Source organism: candidate division KSB1 bacterium (assembly GCA_022562085.1).
Classification (GTDB): domain Bacteria; phylum Zhuqueibacterota; class Zhuqueibacteria; order Oceanimicrobiales; family Oceanimicrobiaceae; genus Oceanimicrobium.
This window is the reverse complement of sequence record JADFPY010000012.1, coordinates 17,437-37,373: the sequence shown is the minus strand read 5'-3', so window position 1 is coordinate 37,373 and position 19,937 is coordinate 17,437. Positions and strand designations below refer to the sequence as shown.

Genomic DNA, 19,937 nt, shown 5'->3' with positions numbered 1-19,937 from the left:
CACTTTGCATGAGAATTTTTAAGGTCCGGCAAAATTTTGAAAGCGCAGCTTTCTGGGTCAAATCGCCGACAACCGGTATTTTTAATTTCAATTTATCAAAAAAGAGTCTCCCGGCGTCGGTCTTCTTAAAACGTTTATAAGAAATAATAAACGCCACGATTCCGAGAATCCCAAAAACCAGATTATCACTTACAAACCGGCTGAAGTCCAGGAGAAGTTGAGTTGGTGCCGGAAGTTCGCTGCCAAAAGATTTAAATGTCTCTTCAAACTTTGGCACGAGCCCAAAAAGAATGCCGATCAACACCACCATAAAGAAACCAAACACAAATTTTGGATAGACAATTGCGGATTTCAGCTTTTTATCTACTTTGTCCTGCTCTTGCAAGTAATGAGAAACGAGTCTTAATATTTGAGGAAGCTGCCCGCCAACCTCGGCAGCCCGAATCAGAGAAACAAACAAGTGCGGAAATATATTGGGGAAGCTGGAAAACGCTTTAGTAACTGTCGCTCCGGCATTGATATCCTCTTGAAGCTGATCGATGACTTTTCGAAACCGTGCGTCCTGGGTTTGCTGAGAAAGTATGGACAAAGCGGAAAGCATGGAAACACCGGCATCTAAAAGCACCGCCAATTGATTCGCAAAAACATAAACTTCTTCCCGTTTAACCGGTTTGGGTGAAATTAATTTAGAGCTTGTTTTTAGAAGGGCGCTTAATCCGGAGGCTTTATTGAGCTGACCATCTTTACCCTTCGGTCGTGAAAAAATGGACTTTGAATTTTCCTTGCTGAGGTTCAACCGCCTGCCTGGTTGAACAATAATATTAGAATTTTTATCCATGTTTCGATTCTTAGGGAGTAAAGTTAAGACAAATCCGTTGCCACTATCATTATTTCATCTATTGTGGTAATGCCCGCGATAACCTTTTTTAGCCCGTTTTTGAAAAGAGTTTCCATGCCAAGTTCTTCAGCCTTTTTTCTAATCACATCAATGCTCACATTATCCAATATCATATTTCGAATTATATTATCGAGACTAAAAAACTCAAATATGGCAACCCGCCCCCAATAACCTGTACCCCCACAATGCACACACCCCTTGCCGCGCCGAAACTCACGATTTTCAAAATAATCGGGATTCTTAATAAATTTCTTTAAAATCGCCGTATCGAACTTGTAACTTTCAGAGCAGTGAAAACAGATACGCCGGACAAGTCTTTGAGACAGCACAAGACGAATGGCAGCGCAAATTAAATAGCGGTCGATTCCCATATCAATTAGCCGCATCAATGTTTGGATGCTGCCGTTTGTATGTAACGTACTAAAAACCAGGTGACCGGTGAGAGACGAACGCATGGCGATTTCAGCGGTTTCTAAATCCCGAATTTCGCCCACCATAATAATATCAGGATCTTGCCGGAGTATGGATCTTAATCCCGCAGAAAAAGTAAAGTCGATCTCCGGTTTCGCTTGAACCTGGTTAATTCCTTTCAACTGGTATTCGACCGGGTCTTCAATTGTGATGATATTTTTGTCCCGCATATTGACATAATTAAGCGCTGAATAAAGCGACGTTGTTTTACCGCTACCGGTCGGACCGGTCACCAGAATCAAGCCATGCGGCTGTTTCAAGGCCCCTTTAAATTTCTCCTGTAAATCAGGTTCTAAGCCGAGATCGGCGATGTTCAGGGAGTGCAGGTCTTTGTCTAAAATACGTAAAACCACTTTTTCTCCGAAAACAGTCGGTAATGTGGAAACACGAAGATCGATATTGCGGCCGAAGATTTTAATTTTGCTTCGACCGTCCTGTGGGAGTCTTCGCTCAGCGATATCCAGCGAGCTCAAAATTTTAATCCGGGAGATAATCCCGGCTTGAAATTGTTTCGGCGCTGAGGCGACGTCCCGCAACACACCGTCTATTCTAAAGCGAACGGTCAAACTCTTTTCTTGGGGCTCAATATGAATGTCGCTGGCTCTTTCCCGGATCGCATTGACCAAAATCTTATTTACATATTTAATCGCCGGGGCATCATCCGCCTCCTCTTCCAGAGCATCGATATTTAAGACATTAGCATCAAGCCCATCTTCTTCGTGGTCTCCCGCCGAACTTTCGTCATAATCGGGGATGTAATTCTGCAAATAGAGTTTACCCAGCCACTCATCAATTTGGTCTTCCGGTGTGAAGTGAAGTTTCAGGCGGTAATGGGTATCCGCTCGAATGGCCTCTTCGGCAAATATATCGAAGGGATTTGCCATTGTCACCAAAACGACGTCTTTCTCTTTCGAGAAGGGAATTACTTTATACTTGATTGCAATTTCAGCGGGTATGGTATTTAAAATCTCAGGAGCAATCACGCCGACCTGTGACAAGTCAATATGTTCAAGCCCTTCTTGTTCAACAAGGGTGGTTATAACACCGGATTGTGGGTTTTCTACTTCCACTATTTAATTTTGATTTAGCTGCTTCATAGTTTGTAGGTTATCCTCTTCTATCGGAACTTACCAGGCAAACCTTTATAGGGTGTTCGAGAAGACTTGAGAGAAAGGTTAGCCACATCAGGCGACATGAACTTAAATCCTAAATCGAGCGATTGGCTCCTGGCAATTAGTAGTACAGGCTCTTTTTGAAAATCGCAAATCGTAGATCGCATATCGTAAATCGTATATGTGCGAGTCCAGAATCTGATATACGATATATGATTGACGATCTAAGATTTACGATCTACAGTTCTCAAAAATCAAAAGCCAAAGGCCAACAGCTAATGGCCTAACACTGTATTCAGGTAAATGTTAAAGGCAAGCACTGGAAGAGGCGATAAAGTGATATAACATCGAAAGTAGATTTTGAGAATAACACATGGACGTCTTCGTAGCCAGGCAACCCATTTTTGATCGGCAACAAAAGGTATATGCTTACGAGCTCCTGTTTCGCTCCGGGTTCGAGCAGAACTTTTTTGATCACTCGGATGGCGACAGCAGAACAAAGCAGGTTCTTACCAACAGCTTTCTTTCTATTGGCATGGATACACTGACCAACGGGAAAAAGGCTTTTATAAATTTTACCAGGAAACTACTACTCGATCAAGTTGCTTCTTTTTTCCCAAAGGAAATAATGGTTATTGAAATTCTGGAAAATATTGAACCTGATGAGGAAATCATCAGCGCGTGCAAAAAGCTGAAGGACCTGGGTTATTTACTGGTTTTAGATGATTTTGTTTTTTCGCCTGGTTATGAAAACCTAATCGATTTAGTAGATATCATCAAAGTCGATTTTATCCAGACCTATGGCATCGAAAGAGGCAACGTCATCCACAATATCGGAACATCACGTATTAAATTTCTTGCAGAAAAGGTCGAGACTCAGGAAGATATTGAGCAGGCAGTGGATTATGGCTATTCCTATTTTCAGGGATATTATTTTAGCAAACCTCGAATCATTGCCGGTAAGGATGTACCGGCCTACAAACTAAATTATCTCCAAATACTCAATGAGATCAACCAACCCGAAGTTGATTTCGATGAACTGGCAAAAGTCTTGAAGCAGGACTTATCCCTTTCTTATAAACTGCTGAACTATCTTAATTCGCCGTATTTCGGTTTCGACAATAAAATCCGTTCCATCAAACACGCGTTGTCACTTCTGGGTATTCGGGAATCCCAAAAGTGGTTGTCCCTTTTCGCACTGCAGATTATTGGCAAAGACAAATCGCAGGAACTGCTGGCGCTGTCCCTGATCCGGGCCAATAGTTGTGAAATGATAGCGCCGCCGATTGGCAATAAGAATCGAGCTTCGGAGCTCTTTCTGATGGGGCTGTTCTCTATGATTGATGCCTTACTCGATCAACCCCTTGAAGATATTCTTGCCAAACTGCCTTTAGCAGATGACATTAAAAAAGCTTTATTAGGTGAGAAAAATCAGCTGCGGGATGTGTATGAGCTGGTTGTTAGCTATGAAAAAGGAGATTGGGCGAATTTTTCGGAATATGCAGGCAAGCTTGGCTTAAAAGAGCTGGAACTCATTGATATTTTTCTGAAGGCTTTTGAAAAGGCGACGCAGAATTTTTAACTAATTTAGGGCTCAAAACCTTTGAGTTATTGCTTTAGCAAATCTGTTCGAGGCCCCTTCACCCACTCCCAAAAACAACGCCGGTTCAATCAGCTCAAGCTCCATTAGAATTAACTTCCCGTCAGTTTCAATCCCATCAACACGAGCATAAAGCGGGACTACGTCGATTGCCTGCAGAATCGCTTCGGCTTGTTTGATCAAATGTTGACCAGGTTCTTGCCGGAACGCTGTGCCGCCAAAATCATCCTGCACCCGAAAATCACCTGCCTGCGGCTTTTTTACAACCGCATGACTAAAACGCCCGTCAAAAAATATAAACGACCATTCTCCGCCGATTCGAATCACATTAAGAAATTCCTGAATCATAACTTCAGGTAACTCTGTAAGCATTTTTTCAAGTTTAGTTTGATCGGAGTCAGGACTATCAAAACAAGTCAGCCAGGTCTGATGCGCAGTTGCGGAGACAGTCGGTTTAATCACGGCTCGCTGCCAGTCATGGTCTTTTAGAAGCTGGTTAATATTTTCAGTAGAATTGCTTTGAAGAAAAATGGTTGGCACAATCAGGATGTCTTTTGCTTCAAGGTCGAGCAGATAGCGTTTATTGCAGTTCCAGCGGATAATATCGGGCGGATTTAAAAGAGGGATATTTTGTTTTTCAAGCAAGTCAACCCAATCTAAAAACTCATCGAGTCGATTGTGGTAATCCCAACAAGACCTGATGACGACACAGGAGAATTCCTGCCAGTTGGCCTCCCTGTCATCCCAAACGACCGGCTGCACTGAAACGCCGGCCTGACCTAGCGAATTAAGGAGAAGTCGATCGTCATCCGTCAATTGCGGTAGTTTACTGCAAGTCGCCAGCCCAATTTTTTGCATTGAGCTATTCTAAAGTCAGGAGATACTCGGCTATTTTTCCAAGATCCTCCTCAGGCAGCTTATCAAATTTAGGCATCAAAGATTCAGGCGCAAACTGCTGGGGGTTAATCAAATTCTTAATCAGCCACTCTTTATCCCCATGCTCTTTAGCGATGTGAGTCAAGTCAGGTGCGATCTCTTTACCGGCTCCGGCAATCGAATGGCAATTAATGCAGTTGTTTTGATAAACAAGATACGCGCCGCCGAAGACATCCTCAGTTAATCCGGCTATCTGCTTTTTTTCCTCTGGCTTGCTTTGATAAAGAAAATCATCGAGTGCAGCAACTTCTTTTTTAAGCACCCGCTTTTGCCGCCGTTTTGACTTTGCCGCCTGTAAAACTAGCGGAGATTCTTTTGCGACATGCTCGCTAAACCAGGCATCGTCGCGCTTATTGGCCACCGGTGTGAGTTTACCTTCGGTTTTCCGGGCTAGAGTGTGGCAGTCCACACAACTCTTTAACTGGAACAGCTTTTTACCGGCAATTTGGGTCACGCGTAAATTGCTGGTGCTGGACATCTTTTTTTGAGTTTTGCTTGCGGCCGTCAAAGCCACAACACAAAGTGACCCGATCAATAATAATGATGCAAATCTTTTCATGTAAAAGACCTCCATTACTGAATGACTTTAGGCTTCTGCAAAACAGCTTAATTTGTCATTTCGAGCGTTAGCGAGAAATCTATTTAATTCAATTATATGCGTAAAAAGATTTCTCCCGTTGGTCGAAATGACATAAAAGGTCGTTTTTGCAGAAGTCTATTTATCCTAAATTAAGGAGGAATTTGTAATGTCAAGATTCAAATTAGCCTGGTTCACCCCTTTTTTGCCTCACCCTCATTTTCACTTTTACGGAAACCGGTTTTTCCCAGGATGAGGGGCATCCTAACAGAGATGGCAGAGGCTTCCCTGATCTGGTTGGCGGTCTGAAAACAATTGAGGGCTGCATTGGCGTAGAAACCGCACAAACTCCGGACGGCAAACAATGTATATTCGCCTGGTTCGAAAACAAGAAAGCGGTTTTAAACTGGTACAACAGTGATATGCACCAGGGTGTTCAGGAAGCCTTCTTCCCGGATGAGCAGGAATATACTCCTTTAAAAGATGTTCCTGACGATTTGGGCCCGATTATGGTAATTGCCTCCATTACATTTTCGGACAAAGAGCATTTTGAGGCGACCAATTTACCTATTTCTCAAATTGCCATCGAACTCTACACGCCGGTGAGCGGCGGACTTTTTCTAGGTAGCAAATTTGCTCCAGACGCTGTTAAAGTAAAGAACATGAAGGATTATACCCCGAAAGGCAAAACCGAGTAAATTGGCTTTTCTTTCGATCCAATTTTTCAGGTAGGACTGTATGTTGCGGGGATCATTCGTCTATCTCCGCAACGATTTTTTTATACCACGGAGGTTCTTATGGAAACATTTTTTCAGCAGCTCATTCTGTGCATTGGTGTTGTGGCAGCCGCGTTTGCAAATGACTCAGATCTCGAAAAACGCGTCAAGCACGACTACGCAGATAACAACGGAGTAAAAATCCATTATGTTAGTTTAGGCGAGGGCCCGCTCGTTGTCATGCTGCACGGCTTTCCGGATTTCTGGTACACCTGGCGCCACCAAATGGAGGTACTTTCTGAAAATCACAAAGTCGTGGCCATGGATTTACGCGGTTACAATCGCAGTGATAAACCCAAAGGCCAGGAAAATTATGCCATGCGGCTTCTGGTGAGTGATGTGGTCGCTGTGATTCGACATTTGGGAGAAGAGCAAGCCGTCATCGTCGGACACGATTGGGGCGGTGCCATCGCCTGGCAGTTCGCAATGCATGTTCCGCAAATGACCGAAAAACTAATCATCTTGAATCTTCCGCATCCTCGTGGTCTGATGAGAGAGATGGCGCAGAACGAAGAACAGCAAAAGAACAGCCAATACGCCCGTGATTTTCAAAAAGAAGGGGCACACAAATTGTTAACTGCCGAGGGTCTCGCCGCTTGGGTTAAGGACCCGGATGCTAAAGCCAAATATGTCGAAGCATTCAAACGATCGGATTTTGAGGCGATGCTGAACTACTACAAACAAAACTATCCGCGACAATCCGCAGGCACTACAACTATCAGTGCACCTGCTGCGCCATTAATAAAAGTTAAAGCACCGGTGCTCATGTTTCACGGTTTGCAAGACCAGTACTTGTTGCATCACGCCCTCAACGGCACCTGGGAGTGGCTGGAAAAGGATTTGACTTTGGTAACCATCCCGGAAGCAGGGCATTTTGTGCAGCAGGACGCGGCTGATTTAGTGACGAAAACAATGAAATTGTGGTTAGAGCGCTGATTTTCGAAGATAGAGGATAGCAAAAAAAAACATATAAACTTTGCAAACCAAATGAATTTCGCCAAAAAAACTAAACGAGCGGTTAAAATGTGCGCTCAACTGGAGAGATCTTAAAAGGCTCCTTGTGGCTATAATCATAATTAGTCTGTTTTTGGGATCTCTGTTTTCCAGTCTGAGTCATTCAAATTGGCTGCTTCAAATAGCCGCAAGTTTTATTTTTACATTCTTTATAGCAACTTCGATCTTTCTGTTGTTGAGTTTAACGGGCCCGCATAAGATAGTTAGCAAACCTAAAAGGTTCTTAACTATGGGTTTTCTAACCCTTTTGAATCAGAGCTTAAACCAGTTGCAAGCCGACCTCCCTCCTGACGATTTTGTTCGTGTGCACCGGTCTGCCATCATCAACTTAAATTATCTCAAGGAAATTAAAAAATTGCACATGGGTAGTTATCATGCCCGGATGAAAGACAAACGGAAAACCGAGGTTCCTGTGAGTTGCAATTCAAGAGTGAAATTAAGGTTGGGCTAACTTCCGGCTCCTCTTCTACTTCGCAAGCTGGCTTGGCGTTTTGGAGGTAACCTCTTAATACCAAATTTCTCTTGACAAATTTGGTATTAATTTCTTTTTGAAGTTCGTCTCCCCGCTCAGGCTACCATGTAAAGACACAGGTGCATAATATAATGTTTTTTATAATCGAACTTTCAGGTAACTAGGCCTGACAAACTCAAATGTCTTTCCCTATTGAAAACAACTTTAACCTTTTTGATTTGTAATAATTACTGTCATCAAAGCAATGACAAAACACAGGTTTATTCCGACTAATTGGCTTGTTTTGTTTAATCATTCGGCCGAATAATCTAATGTAAGGCAGAATGCAGTGCCAGGAAAAGTGAGAGAAAATTGCAAGTTAATTTCTCTTATTAGAAAATACAGTGTTTAAATTCTCATTAAATTAGAAGAAGGGAAGATGAAAACCAACCGTGCGATTATAGTCATTTTTGACGACCAAACCTTCGTTGTAGAATGTACAACTTTTGAACTTTCAGGTAAAGAGGGAGAGAGCCATGAATAAAATAATTATTTCACTGATTTCAATTAGCATACTGATGCCGCTTAGTCTATTTGGCCAGGGAAAATTATCTATCGGCGGCATGGGCGCTTTTTACAGGCCTGTACTGGCTGAAGTAAACGAGAGGTATGAAGTAACCTACAGCGATGGCACCGATATTGACAAGCTTGAGGGGAATTTTTTGCTTGGCGGCTTTGTAGGATACCAATTGTCAACAAATTTGGGCGTCCGCTTACAGGTGACTCATTGGTCGGAAGAGGCTTCCATAACCCCCCCTCCTCCCCTCGCCGGCTTTATTGACCCGAGGATGCGTATTCCCCAGAGACAAAATCAAGAGATCCAGGTGAGGACCCTCATGTTCGATGGAAAATACTATTTGAGTCAGCTAGGAAGCAGCATTCGAGTTTACTTTGGCGCCGGCTTTGGCGTTGTCTTTATCAGAGATAAGACGAGTAGTCAAACTGTGTTCGGTTTTAAACAGTCTGGTGAAGAAACTTTCAGAGAGTTTGGATTTAAGCCCATTGTCGGCGCAGACCTCTTCTCCGCCCGCAAAATGAACTTCTTTGTGGAAGCTGGTTATATGATTAGCAATTATCCGGTACTAACTGCCACACTAGTCCCGACGACTAACTACAGTTATAATATTATAGTTAAGGAAGTAAATACTTCTCTCAATGGTTTGAATGCGACGGTCGGTGTGAAGCTAAATTTGTAGGCCAGGATAGTTCTGCTTGTAGGAGGCGCTATAGAGCGACTCAATTCCGAAGGGGAAGCCCGACGCTTTCAGTCGCCATTCCGAAGCCCTTCGACGGGCTCAGGGTAAACTGCGAGGATGCTTTTTACGATTGTAGTGATAAAGACTATAGCTCAACTCTCTCCCCTTCCTCTACAACTCGAAAACCATTCTTCTCAATCTCAAGGCGAGCTTTACTGCCGGGAATCAAAGCAGGGTTTGTATGATTCAAATGAATGAAGCGAACTTTCTGACGTTCTTTTAAAGGCAAAGAAGCAAAACGCTTCATACTATGTGAGATAAACGGATGCGGAAATCCGGACATGTCGCGGCCGGGTATCTCACCGTTGGCAAAGAAAGATCCATCCAAATAAGCTACATCGACCTCGGCAATCATCTCCTCAATTCGAGTGCCCCAATCATCCCACTCTTCCCAACTGTCTATATCGGGGATAAAAAGCACGGAGTGATTGGGTCCATCAATTCGGTAGCCAACCACTTCCGAATATTCCTGCCGATGCGGCACTAAGAACGGCGTTACATTTAGACGGTCATTTAACTTTATTTGAGTGCCGTGCTTTAGCTTTTTCAAAGCAATATTGTTGTAACGAGCCAGTTGAGCCCAGGGACCGTTCGTGCTCAAATATTCAAACATTTTGGGCATTGCAAAGACAGGCACGCCCTGCGCTCCCATTGATTCGTGACCGAGAAACATAAGGCCGGTGTAATGCCCAATATGGGCATGGGTCAGGAAAATGCCCATCAACCCCGGCGTTTCATCTACCGGAGCTATTTTATCCAAATTGTGAAGCTGCTTTCTGAAGTCAGGGGTTGCCTCGAACATCCAGCGCTCTTTGCTCACCGGGTCAACTAAAGCAAGACAAACAACATGTCGTTTAAATCTGTTGTCTTCCCAACCGGAATGTTTCTTGGTACCCGCTTGAGGAACCCCGCCGTCCTGGGCAATACCGAGGACAACTAAGTAAGGCGAAGCGGCTTTTTCCTGAAAAATAATTTGACCCCGACTTGAACCGGCTCCAATCAGCATAAAAACTATCAGTGAACGAAATACTAAAAAAAGGATAGACATTAAAACCTCCAGTTAAGATATAATTTGTTTTTTATCAGTGTGATTCTTCAATCCGCGTGCAATGTAACATTTTTTAGCCAAATTTCAACCGATAATTCAATACCCTACAGATTTATGATTTGACTCTTTCCGCACCTTTTGAAAAATTTGCTATATTATAAACAAGCTATGCACCACACCTGCGGCCGCAACATCCGGCTAATTAAGTTTTAAAATTTAAGGAGGCATCATCGGGTGAAACTTTTTTCCAACCTTAAAGGCGATATCATGGGGGGTATCACCACATCCGTAATTGCGCTGCCTCTGGCGATCGCCTTTGGTGTGGTGGCGTTTGCGCCGCTCGGTGAAGAATACATTGCTCAGGGCGCACTGACCGGACTTTACGGCGTTATCGTTGCCGGCATTCTCACCAGCATTTTTGGCGGCACACCCGGACAAATTGCCGTTCCCACCGCGCCGATGTCGGTGATGGTTACCTCTATTATTGCTACCCTGTTAAAGGATCCGGAAATTGCCGCTTTGGGTGAAAACCAGGTCATGGTGATTTTAGTCCTGGTTTCCATGACCATTTTAATGGCCGGATTACTGCAGCTCATCATGGGAGCTGTGGGCGGCGGTAAACTTATTAAATTTATTCCTTACCCGGTCATCGCCGGTTTCATGAATGGTATTGCCATTATTATCTTTCTCGGGCAATTGCGGCCGTTGTTTGGCGTTTCTGAAGACACGAATCTTCTGGCAATTTTTTCAGGGAGTGCAGATTTTCGATATGAAACTTTAATTGTCGGCGCGGTGACCATCATTATGATGTTGACGGCAAAAAAAATAACCAAAGCTGTTCCAAGTTCATTGGTCGGACTGCTATGTGGCGTCGCCGCCTACTTCGCAATTGGAAAATTTTTTAATCCCTCCCTGCTGCAAATTGAAAACAACCCTTTAATCATCGGATATATCCCCAGCGCTTTTCCGACCCCAAAACAAGTGATGAATTTCTTTAGTGTGAGCGCTCTAATCCCCGTGTCAAAACTGACTGCCTTAATTATTCCCGCCTTGACCTTAAGCATTCTCGCTTCAATCGATACATTGTTAACTTCCGTGGTCACCGATATGGCTACCAAATCCAAACATAACAGCACCAAGGAACTATTCGGTCAGGGAATCGGGAATGTCGCCTCTGCTGCTTTTGGCGGGCTGCCGGTTGCAGGCTCGACACTCGCAACCATGGTCAATGTCAATGCGGGTGCACGAACTCCTCTTGCAGGAGTTGTGAACAGTGTCATCGTTTTGCTTGTTGTTCTTTTTATGGGGAATATGGTACAATGGATTCCCATGTCGGTGCTGGCAGGGATTCTTCTCATTACCTCCGTCTCAATGATTGAGTCGGAAAGCATCAATCTTTCCCGAAAAAAATCCGCGTTAGGAAATCTGCTTGTTATCGTCGCGGTTACGGTAATTACAGTGGCTATTGATTTGATTATCGCGGTTTTAATCGGTTTGGTCATTACGGCTTTTCTTTTTATTAAAGAGCAAATCGGCAAGAACATTGTGCGCCGAATGTACACCGGCGACCTGATTCGCTCTAAAAAAGTTCGCAGCCACGCGGCCACGGAAATCCTCGAGAAGAAAGGTCACTTGATCAAAGTTTACGAGCTGAACGGCTCGCTCTTTTTTGGTACCTGCGACAAACTGCTCGCAGAATTAGAAAAAAACCTCGACAGTTTCTGTATTATTCTCGACTTCAAGCGTGTACACACCATCGACCTCACCGGTGCGCAGCTCCTGAAACAAATCGTTGATCGCGTTCACGAGAAAGGCAACTTTTTGGCAATCAGCTATTTGGATATGCCCGGGGATGAGGACAAAGAACACATGAAAAGACTCATGCAAGACGTGGGTGTAATCGAGGTGATTGGCCCGGCATATATTTTCCCGGATACCGACCTGGCACAGGAGTGGGCTGAAGACGTCTTAATTCAGACAGAATTAGAAGCGACACAAATCCCGCCGGAAAAAATCACCATGCAAAGCCTGGATATTTTCAAAGACTTAACACCGAAGCAGTTGCAAAAGGTTAAAAAATATATGCACCCTCTTCAATTTAAGAAATCCGACATCGTATTTCAGGAAGGCGATCCGGGGGACAAAATTTACTTCATTCTCTCCGGCGGAGTAAGCGTGATTGCCAAACTTTCCCAAAACGGCCGTGCCCGCCGACTGGCCACATTTGGCGAGGGCGTCTTTTTTGGCGACATGGCCATCCTCGAACAGCAGCCCCGCTCAGCAACGGTCCGCGCCGACTCTGAAACCGAGCTGCTTTATATGACTGTGGACGATTTTCAGCATCTTGTGAAAAAGGAATCGCTACTGGCCTCAAAAATGCTCCTGGGTATGGCGAGGGAACTTTCCTACCGCTTGCGGTTGACTACGATCGAAGTGAGGACGTTGGAGGAGTAAATGCGGATTGAACCTTTCGAAGGTTTGGATGCTTCGGAAATGTTTTACGCACCACCTTCAAGATAACCATCATCTTTATCTCCTTAGATTTATCAATAGCCTAAATAAAATTTTCAAGTTTGAAATTTTTCAAGAAAATTCTTATCTTAATATGAAAAATGAGATCCGACCAAAAAGGAAACTTAGAGAAATTTCTCAAGAATGGCAAAACCAAAAGACCCCTTTCTAAATGGAAGTCTCCCCTGCTGTTAATCGTTTTTAGCTTCTTGTTTTTTGAATCTCTTTCCGGATTTCTTGCTGTTTTTTTTGGACAATTTTTACGAAGCTCGACCGCACTTGCAACCGTTCACTGGATTTTGGGAATTGCGGCTTTACTACCGTATGCGATTTACCAGTGGCAACACTATTTCGCGGTTAGGAAATACGCTGCACAATTTCATTACAAAATCGGCCTCTTTTCTTTTTTAACAATCTGCGTTGTTATTATTTCAGGATTTCCACTTGTTTTTGATTTAAACCAAAAGGGGATTTTTTATACGTGGATATGGTTCACATCGTGAGCAGCTTTGCTTTTCTGATTTGGTTGAGTGGGCACCTGGTTTTGGTTGCACGGGTCACTTTGGCGAGGTTTATTGGGTTCGTCCCTTCCGCCAATCGTCATGTTCTCGTAGCTTTGAAGCTCGTGTCTGCCGAATACTCCGAGTCGGGCGCCGACCGAGTGGTGGATTCGTACGGCCTATCCGTACGGCAGGAAAAGACTTAAGAAGAAGTTGGCCAGCGGTTCTCTTCAATCGTTTCGCAAAAGGAAATTGAGCTGTTCCTGAGAATAACCACAAGCAAATAGTCATGCTTGGTTCAGATGGCAAAATACATTTCTACTGTAATGAATGTGGCACAAAAGATCGTAGTTTATAGTGACAAAATCAACGTTAAAGTAATTGAATTATCCTTGCGATAATCAAAGCCCAGAAAAATAAAAATTTGGTCTCTTTCATCGGCTGCAATTTAATAGGCATCCCATTTCTTGTTGTAGCGTACAACCCTGGAATTCTTTTCTGCTGTGCTCTGTGTTGTGTTTCCAGCCTCAAAGCAGCTACTCACCTTAATTACGTTTTTTCAAAATTAAAAATATGTTTTTCACATTGAAAAACACGCGCGACCCTGTTTTTTAAGTGGCTTATATGCCAAACGAAATTTGTCAATTCGGTCCTTTTCTTAAGGCTATAAATTTCAAACACTTAAATTGAAAATTTACAACCCACTTTAGATCCTTGCTAAAAAATATTTTCTGCAAAAGCCTGGTATAATTTTTGAACAAGATAACAATTGTTCCAAATATTATAAAACAAAAACTTTGTTCTTGCACAAAATGTGACTACTCATGGATTTTTTTTTACTTGGACTTAATCACAAAAACACGCCTATCGAAATAAGAGAGCGATTAGCGTTTTCGTCAAAACGAGTCATTGAAGCACTTTCACAACTAACTAAAAACAATGGTAGCACAAATTCTGAAGTACCTGAAACGGTCATTCTCTCCACCTGTAATCGGGTGGAGATTTATGCTGTAAGAAATGACGCTGAACTTGCAGCAGGCAAAATCAAATCATTTCTCTCAGATTTTCATCAGATCCACCCTAAAGATTTTGAAGGTTATTTGTATACATTATCAAATCGTAGCGCTATAGAGCATCTGTTCTGTGTCACCAGTGGCATCAATTCCATGGTGATGGGCGAAAGTCAGATTCAAGGTCAAGTGAAAGAAGCTTTTGAATTGGCGCAGCAGTCTGGAACCGCAGGGGTGTTGCTTTCAACTCTATTTGGAAGTGCGCTAAGGGTGGGGAAACGAGCCCGCACCGAAACTGAAATAAGCAAACATTTTCTATCGATCAGCGGAGCAGCGGTTAATTTAGTGCGAACGGCGTTTCCAGATATTTCAGATCTTAACATACTCATCATCGGAATCGGTGAAATGAGTTTGATTGCCATTAAAACACTATTTCAACTTGGCGCTCAAAATGTAACCATCATCAATAGAAGTCAAGAACGTACCAAAAACGTTCAGGGAAAGTTTCATGTTCGAGCTTTAAGTTTCGATCGCTTGCAGGAATCCCTTGGAGAAGCAGACGTGGTAATCTGCTCTACCGGTGCACCTCATGCCGTTTTGACTTTGGAAGCAATGAAAAATGTGCTGAAAAAATACGGAGAACGGTGCCGTCTTATAATCGACATCGCTGTGCCCAGAGATGTTGAGCCGGAAATCGGCAAACTTCCTAACATTCAACTCTATAATATTGACCAATTAGAGACTCAAATCGAGGAGAACCTTGAGCGCCGCTGCAGCGAAATCAATCGCGTCCAGGACATTATCAATGAAGAGGTTGCCAACTTTATGGCATGGTATCAATCTCTGAAAGCTAAGCCTGTAATAACCAAGTTGCGTCACAGAGGGGAAAAAATTCGCGAACAAGAATTGCAGCGTGCGTTCCGAAAATTTAAAGGCACGCTTTCAGATAAGGACGCCGAAGTAATGCAAGATTTAAGCCGCAGAATTGTCAATAAACTTCTGCACCAACCTTTGACCCGCTTAAGAGAAGAAGCATCTGAAGGCAATGGAGATCATTATGCCGCGGCAGTTCAAAACTTGTTTGATTTAGAAGACTATCCACAAAATAAGTGAGCCCGGGAAATTCCAAAAAAGTCCTCCGCGTTGGCACGCGCCGCAGTATGCTGGCGAAAGCTCAGACGCAATGGGTGATCGATCGAATATTCCACATTCATCCACAATTGAAGATCGAGGTTTTAGAAGTTGTTACCACGGGCGATAAGGTTCTGGACACCTCCTTGACCCTGATGCCGGGCAAGGGTGTTTTTGTCAAAGAGATCGAAGAGAAATTGCTGGATGGCGAAATCGATTTGGCCGTCCACAGTATGAAGGACCTTCCCACGGAATCGGTGCCGGATCTGATGATAGGGGCCATTCCCGAAAGGGCTGATCCCAGAGATGTCCTGGTTACCCGGCTGCACAAAAACCTGGAAGAATTGCCTGCAGGCGCGAAAATTGGCACCGGCAGCTTGCGCCGCAAAGCACAGTTGTTGAAGGTTCGCCCCGACTTTGATGTCATCGATATTCGCGGCAATATCGACACGCGCCTCAAGAAAGCTGAAACCGGCGATTACGACGGCCTTATTTTGGCCGCTGCGGGTTTGGCTCGCTTAAAATGGCAAGATCGAATTCAGCAGTTCTTGAGTTGCGAACTGATGATTCCGGCAGTCGGTCAGGGGGCGTTAGGTATTGAAATTCGACAGGATGATGAGGAGACCGGAAATCTGATTGCACCTTTGAACGATCGTGAAACCGAAATCGCGGTCAAAGCGGAGCGATTGTTCTTAGAGCACCTGGGCGGCGGCTGCCAGACCCCCATGGCCGCGTTTTGTCGCGTTCGGAGTGGCAAAGTCGTTCTGCAAGGTTTTTCTGCCAATGAGCACGGTAAAGATTTTCATAGAGACCAATTAGAGGGAACCCTTGAGGAGGCGATGGACCTGGCTTCGCGACTGGCCGAAAGTCTCCTCGAGAAATCGGGAATCAACAGTTGATATGAAAAAACCGCTAACCGGAAAAACCGTGGTGGTCACGCGTGCAGCTGAGCAAGCTCAGGAGCTAATAGCCGCCTTAATCTGTGCCGGCGCCGAAGTCATCCACATTCCGACCATTGAATTCATCGAGCCTGACTCCTGGCAAGCGTGCGATGAGGCCATCGAGAATCTCTTTGACTATGATTGGATTGTATTCACTTCGACGAACGGTGCTCGATTCTTTCTCCAGCGTCTGGACGAAAGAAAGAAAAGCGCCGCAGATTTAAACGCTAGGCGAATTGCAGCGGTCGGTGAGCGCACGGAGGTTGAGCTCAGGAGATTCGGTGTCCGGGTGACCTTTGTGCCTGAGGAGTTTAACGCGGAAGGGCTTGTGCAATCTTTTCACGATCTGAACATGAGCGGGAAAAATGTTCTAATTCCGAAGGCTCAGGGGGGCAGAGACATCCTGGAAAAGGGGCTGCGGGCTTACGGAGCAAACGTGGATGTTGTCGCGGTTTATAAGATCCAGGCTCCCAAAGCAGAAAATCCAACAGAGAAAATGGATGGAAAGCAGATAGATTTATTAACGTTTACGAGTCCATCGACATTTAAGAATTTCCTTGCGGTATTTGGTAAGGAAAAGCTAACTGTTTGCAAGCGCAATGGCTGTGCCGTCGCAGCAATTGGGACCGTTACCGCAGATGCGATTGCAAAACACGATTTCTCGGTGGACATTTTAGCGCAAAAATCCACGGTTGCCGAATTCGTAGAAGCCATTTCGGAGTACTTCAGTGAGCCAGCGATTACAGAATGACCTCTTGATCAGAGCCTGTCGGAGGGAGCCGATTCCACGGACCCCTGTTTGGATCATGCGACAGGCAGGGCGCTATTTGCCCGAATATCAGAAGGTACGCGCGAAAGTAGATTTTCTCACCCTGTGTCGTACTCCGGAATTAGCAGCGGAGGTTACGCTGCAACCAGTGGATATTTTGGGTGTCGACGCGGCGATTATTTTTTCCGATATTCTGGTGATTCCTGAAGCGATGGGGATGGATTTAAATTTTTTTGAAGGGCGGGGACCGGTTTTTGAGAGACCGCTGCGAAATGAAAAAGATATTGAAGCGCTATCCCCTGTCGATGTCGAAGAAAAGCTAACCTATGTTTTTGAGGCAATTAAACGGGTTCGCACAGAGCTGGCCGGTCATGTGCCCATCATCGGTTTTGCCGGCGCACCGTGGACTCTGGCGGCTTATATGATTGAAGGGCATGGTTCGAAAGATTTTACTCAGATCAAGACTTTGATGTATACCCGGCCAGAGCTCCTGAAAACCTTGCTGGATAAACTGTCAACTGCGGTGGCGGATTTCTTGGTCGGCCAAATCAAAGCGGGAGCCGATGTGGTGCAGATTTTTGATAGCTGGGCCGGAATTTTGATGCCGGAGTATTATCGCCTGTTTTCGCTGCCTTACCTAAATAAAGTGGTACGACGCGTGAAACAGCACGGCGCTCCCATCATCGTGTTCGCGCGGGAAGCGGGCCATTCCGTGGAAGCCCTTGCTGCCATCGGCGTGGACGTTCTGAGCATTTCCTGGCGGGAGGACCTGGCGGAGATCAAGAAGCGGGTGAATGGCAAAGTGGCACTGCAAGGGAATTTAGACCCCTGTGCCCTATTTGCCCCGGTGGAGCGCATTAAAGCGGAAGTGATTCATGTGCTGGAAAAGGCGGGCAAAGGTTCGGGACACATTTTCAACTTAGGTCACGGTATTTTGCCGCAAACGCCGGTGCAGCATGCCCAAGCTATGGTGCAGTTTGTGAAAGAAGAGAGTCCGAAGTTTCATGAGCAAAAATAAATCTAAACCAATGATTGTCGATATTGAGATGCTGCGCCGGTACGACCGGCCGGGTCCGCGTTATACCAGCTATCCTACGGCGCCACAGTTTACTACTGAATTTGGTCAGCAGGAATTTCAAGAAGAAATCCGTCGCACCAATAAGAACTACGATCCAGTCGATCTCTCCTTGTACTTCCACCTGCCGTTTTGCGACACCCTGTGCTATTTTTGTGGCTGCACCATGATCATTACTCACAACCGCCAGCGCATCGATGAATACATTGATTATTTGCTTAAAGAAATTAAGCTTATTAGCTCGAAAATCAAAAGTGGCCGTCAAGTCGCGCAATTGCATTGGGGTGGCGGCACCCCCACGTACTTGAGTCCCGAGCAGATTCGTCGTCTGTTCGACGGCATCCGTGAGCATTTTGATTTTCATCGGGACGCTGAAATTGGCGTGGAGATCGATCCGAGAGGCCTGACTGATGCACATCTGGATGCGCTGCACGAGGTCGGATTCAACCGCGCCAGTATGGGAGTTCAGGATTTCGAGCCAAAGGTTCAGGAAACGATCAACCGATTGCAATCAGAAGAATTGACCCGCTGGGCATTTCAGGGTTTGCGTGCGCGCGGCTTCGACAGCATCAATCTGGACTTGATCTACGGACTGCCTTTCCAAACAGTCGATTCGTTTAGCCGCACACTCGACCGAATTATCGATGTCTCTCCGGATCGGCTTGCCGTTTTCAATTATGCTCATGTGCCGTGGATGAAAAAACATCAGCGCATCATCGAGAACACGACCTTGCCTAAAGCCAGCGAAAAACTCTGCATTTTAAAAGCCACCATCGAAAAGTTGACTTCGGTAGGGTACGTTTACATCGGCATGGACCATTTTGCCAAAGCTGATGATTCGTTAACTCAAGCTTTATACGAGAAAACCCTCTACCGCAATTTTCAGGGGTATTCCACGCAATCGGGTTGTGATTTATACGGCCTGGGCATGTCGAGCATCAGTCAGCTTCAGGATGTGTATGCGCAAAATATAAAGGAAATTCCGAACTATTATCAGACCATTGACAAAAACGAGTTGGCCACACAAAGAGGCTATCGTTTAACGCAGGACGATCGCTTGCGGCGCTATGTGATCATGAGGCTGATGTGCGACTTCGAGCTGAATAAACGGCGAGTCGAAGAAAAATTTCAGATCAATTTTGACCGGTATTTTGCAGACGCTTTGCCCGAATTGGAATATTTTGCGGCAGATGGTCTCATCGAATTGGCCAACGACCTGATCGCGGTGACCGACATGGGACGCCTGTTGATCAGAAACATCACCATGGTTTTCGACAAATATCTTGCTCAAAAGAAGCAAAGCGGGCCGCTCTATTCAAGAACGGTCTAAACGAAATTTAGGGAAAGAAATATATTGTAGCAGCTTCAGTATTTAGGATAAGGAAAGAATTGGTGTGAACACCGGAGGAGAAAAACAATACCGCAAAAGTAAGCAGCGGCAAAAAATCTTAGGTCTCTTAAAAGCTACCAAGAGTCATCCGACGGCTTCTTGGATTTACGAGAAGCTCAAGCACGAATTTCCCTCTTTAAGCCTCGGGAACGTGTACAGAAACTTGAGCATTCTTGTTGAACAGGGCTGTATTCAAGAACTGAAATTTGGCAGTACATTTGATCGATATGATGGGAATGTGAATCCGCATTACCATTTTATTTGTGAATCGTGCGGAGCGATCAAAGATATTGAGATGGAGCACAACTCCGGGTTAAACCGCAAAGTGGAGGAAGCAACAAACTATCAGGTCAATAATCACAGACTGGAATTTTACGGGCAATGTGATGAGTGTTTGAATTGAGGAAGAAC

19 protein-coding genes are annotated in these 19,937 nt (G+C 44.7%); 14 read left to right on the top strand and 5 right to left on the bottom strand.

What is annotated here, in order from left to right; translation table 11 throughout:
- Positions 1-838 (bottom strand): type II secretion system F family protein (locus tag IH879_02315; protein MCH7673771.1); only part of this gene is annotated, 838 nt, incomplete at its 3' end.
- A 23-nt stretch (positions 839-861) separates the two neighbouring features.
- Positions 862-2,439 (bottom strand): Flp pilus assembly complex ATPase component TadA, encoded by a 1,578-nt coding sequence (gene tadA, locus IH879_02310; protein ID MCH7673770.1) that lies wholly within the window; start codon positions 2,437-2,439, stop codon positions 862-864.
- Between the two features lie 415 nt (positions 2,440-2,854).
- On the opposite strand from tadA, the gene IH879_02305 reads away from it, so the two are divergent.
- Positions 2,855-4,063 carry an HDOD domain-containing protein gene (locus IH879_02305; GenBank protein ID MCH7673769.1) on the top strand — a complete coding sequence of 403 codons (1,209 nt, stop codon included), beginning with the start codon at positions 2,855-2,857 and terminating at the stop codon, positions 4,061-4,063.
- 12 nt (positions 4,064-4,075) lie between these two features.
- Here the strand turns inward: IH879_02305 and IH879_02300 are convergent, their stop codons facing one another.
- Positions 4,076-4,939: a hypothetical protein gene (locus IH879_02300; GenBank protein ID MCH7673768.1), complete on the bottom strand. Its 864-nt coding sequence runs from the start codon at positions 4,937-4,939 to the stop codon at positions 4,076-4,078.
- Between the two features lie 4 nt (positions 4,940-4,943).
- Positions 4,944-5,576 (bottom strand): c-type cytochrome, encoded by a 633-nt coding sequence (locus tag IH879_02295; GenBank protein ID MCH7673767.1) that lies wholly within the window; start codon positions 5,574-5,576, stop codon positions 4,944-4,946.
- A 236-nt stretch (positions 5,577-5,812) separates the two neighbouring features.
- Here IH879_02295 and IH879_02290 point away from each other — a divergent pair, with 236 nt between their 5' ends.
- The 4 genes from IH879_02290 to IH879_02275 all read left to right on the top strand — a co-directional run bounded on the left by IH879_02290 (position 5,813) and on the right by IH879_02275 (position 9,091).
- Positions 5,813-6,292, top strand: a complete 480-nt coding sequence (locus IH879_02290; protein MCH7673766.1) for an antibiotic biosynthesis monooxygenase — start codon at positions 5,813-5,815, stop codon at positions 6,290-6,292.
- Between the two features lie 99 nt (positions 6,293-6,391).
- On the top strand, positions 6,392-7,306 hold the full coding sequence (locus tag IH879_02285; GenBank protein MCH7673765.1) for an alpha/beta hydrolase: 915 nt from the start codon (positions 6,392-6,394) through the stop codon (positions 7,304-7,306).
- A gap of 307 nt (positions 7,307-7,613) precedes the next feature.
- Positions 7,614-7,835, top strand: a complete 222-nt coding sequence (locus tag IH879_02280) for a LytTR family transcriptional regulator (protein MCH7673764.1) — start codon at positions 7,614-7,616, stop codon at positions 7,833-7,835.
- A gap of 536 nt (positions 7,836-8,371) precedes the next feature.
- Positions 8,372-9,091, top strand: a complete 720-nt coding sequence (locus IH879_02275) for an outer membrane beta-barrel protein (protein ID MCH7673763.1) — start codon at positions 8,372-8,374, stop codon at positions 9,089-9,091.
- Between the two features lie 145 nt (positions 9,092-9,236).
- On the opposite strand, the gene IH879_02270 is transcribed toward IH879_02275, so the two are convergent.
- On the bottom strand, positions 9,237-10,157 hold the full coding sequence (locus IH879_02270; protein ID MCH7673762.1) for a pyrroloquinoline quinone biosynthesis protein PqqB: 921 nt from the start codon (positions 10,155-10,157) through the stop codon (positions 9,237-9,239).
- A 276-nt stretch (positions 10,158-10,433) separates the two neighbouring features.
- On the opposite strand from IH879_02270, the gene IH879_02265 reads away from it, so the two are divergent.
- The 9 genes from IH879_02265 to IH879_02225 all read left to right on the top strand — a co-directional run bounded on the left by IH879_02265 (position 10,434) and on the right by IH879_02225 (position 19,929).
- Positions 10,434-12,653: an SLC26A/SulP transporter family protein gene (locus IH879_02265; GenBank protein ID MCH7673761.1), complete on the top strand. Its 2,220-nt coding sequence runs from the start codon at positions 10,434-10,436 to the stop codon at positions 12,651-12,653.
- Positions 12,654-12,811: 158 nt separating this feature from the next.
- Positions 12,812-13,213, top strand: coding sequence for a hypothetical protein (locus IH879_02260; protein MCH7673760.1), 402 nt, complete (start codon positions 12,812-12,814; stop codon positions 13,211-13,213).
- Positions 13,198-13,416 (top strand): hypothetical protein, encoded by a 219-nt coding sequence (locus IH879_02255; protein MCH7673759.1) that lies wholly within the window; start codon positions 13,198-13,200, stop codon positions 13,414-13,416. Before IH879_02260 ends, IH879_02255 begins: the two co-directional genes overlap by 16 nt.
- 618 nt (positions 13,417-14,034) lie before the next feature.
- Entirely contained in the window at positions 14,035-15,333 is a 1,299-nt protein-coding gene (locus IH879_02250; GenBank protein ID MCH7673758.1) for a glutamyl-tRNA reductase, read from the top strand.
- A 47-nt stretch (positions 15,334-15,380) separates the two neighbouring features.
- Positions 15,381-16,250 carry a hydroxymethylbilane synthase gene (gene hemC / locus IH879_02245; GenBank protein MCH7673757.1) on the top strand — a complete coding sequence of 290 codons (870 nt, stop codon included), beginning with the start codon at positions 15,381-15,383 and terminating at the stop codon, positions 16,248-16,250.
- Position 16,251: 1 nt separating this feature from the next.
- Entirely contained in the window at positions 16,252-17,043 is a 792-nt protein-coding gene (locus IH879_02240; GenBank protein ID MCH7673756.1) for a uroporphyrinogen-III synthase, read from the top strand.
- Positions 17,021-18,079, top strand: coding sequence for a uroporphyrinogen decarboxylase (locus tag IH879_02235; GenBank protein MCH7673755.1), 1,059 nt, complete (start codon positions 17,021-17,023; stop codon positions 18,077-18,079). Before IH879_02240 ends, IH879_02235 begins: the two co-directional genes overlap by 23 nt.
- Before the next feature lie 10 nt (positions 18,080-18,089).
- Complete coding sequence (gene hemN / locus IH879_02230; protein MCH7673754.1) at positions 18,090-19,466, top strand: oxygen-independent coproporphyrinogen III oxidase; 1,377 nt, start codon at positions 18,090-18,092, stop codon at positions 19,464-19,466.
- Between the two features lie 64 nt (positions 19,467-19,530).
- The gene (locus IH879_02225; protein ID MCH7673753.1) at positions 19,531-19,929 is read left to right on the top strand and encodes a transcriptional repressor; all 399 of its coding nucleotides are present in this window, start codon (positions 19,531-19,533) and stop codon (positions 19,927-19,929) included.
- Positions 19,930-19,937: the final 8 nt, after the last annotated feature.

Coding starts and splice junctions, on each gene's coding strand:
- IH879_02305 (MCH7673769.1), top strand. CDS start 2,855: ATGGACGTCTTCGTAGCCAGGCAACCCATTTTTGATCGGCAACAAAAG.
- IH879_02300 (MCH7673768.1), bottom strand. CDS start 4,939: ATGCAAAAAATTGGGCTGGCGACTTGCAGTAAACTACCGCAATTGACG.
- IH879_02295 (MCH7673767.1), bottom strand. CDS start 5,576: ATGAAAAGATTTGCATCATTATTATTGATCGGGTCACTTTGTGTTGTG.
- IH879_02285 (MCH7673765.1), top strand. CDS start 6,392: ATGGAAACATTTTTTCAGCAGCTCATTCTGTGCATTGGTGTTGTGGCA.
- IH879_02280 (MCH7673764.1), top strand. CDS start 7,614: ATGGGTTTTCTAACCCTTTTGAATCAGAGCTTAAACCAGTTGCAAGCC.
- IH879_02275 (MCH7673763.1), top strand. CDS start 8,372: ATGAATAAAATAATTATTTCACTGATTTCAATTAGCATACTGATGCCG.
- IH879_02270 (MCH7673762.1), bottom strand. CDS start 10,157: ATGCTGATTGGAGCCGGTTCAAGTCGGGGTCAAATTATTTTTCAGGAA.
- IH879_02260 (MCH7673760.1), top strand. CDS start 12,812: ATGAGATCCGACCAAAAAGGAAACTTAGAGAAATTTCTCAAGAATGGC.
- IH879_02255 (MCH7673759.1), top strand. CDS start 13,198: ATGGTTCACATCGTGAGCAGCTTTGCTTTTCTGATTTGGTTGAGTGGG.
- IH879_02250 (MCH7673758.1), top strand. CDS start 14,035: ATGGATTTTTTTTTACTTGGACTTAATCACAAAAACACGCCTATCGAA.
- hemC (MCH7673757.1), top strand. CDS start 15,381: ATGCTGGCGAAAGCTCAGACGCAATGGGTGATCGATCGAATATTCCAC.
- IH879_02240 (MCH7673756.1), top strand. CDS start 16,252: ATGAAAAAACCGCTAACCGGAAAAACCGTGGTGGTCACGCGTGCAGCT.
- hemN (MCH7673754.1), top strand. CDS start 18,090: ATGATTGTCGATATTGAGATGCTGCGCCGGTACGACCGGCCGGGTCCG.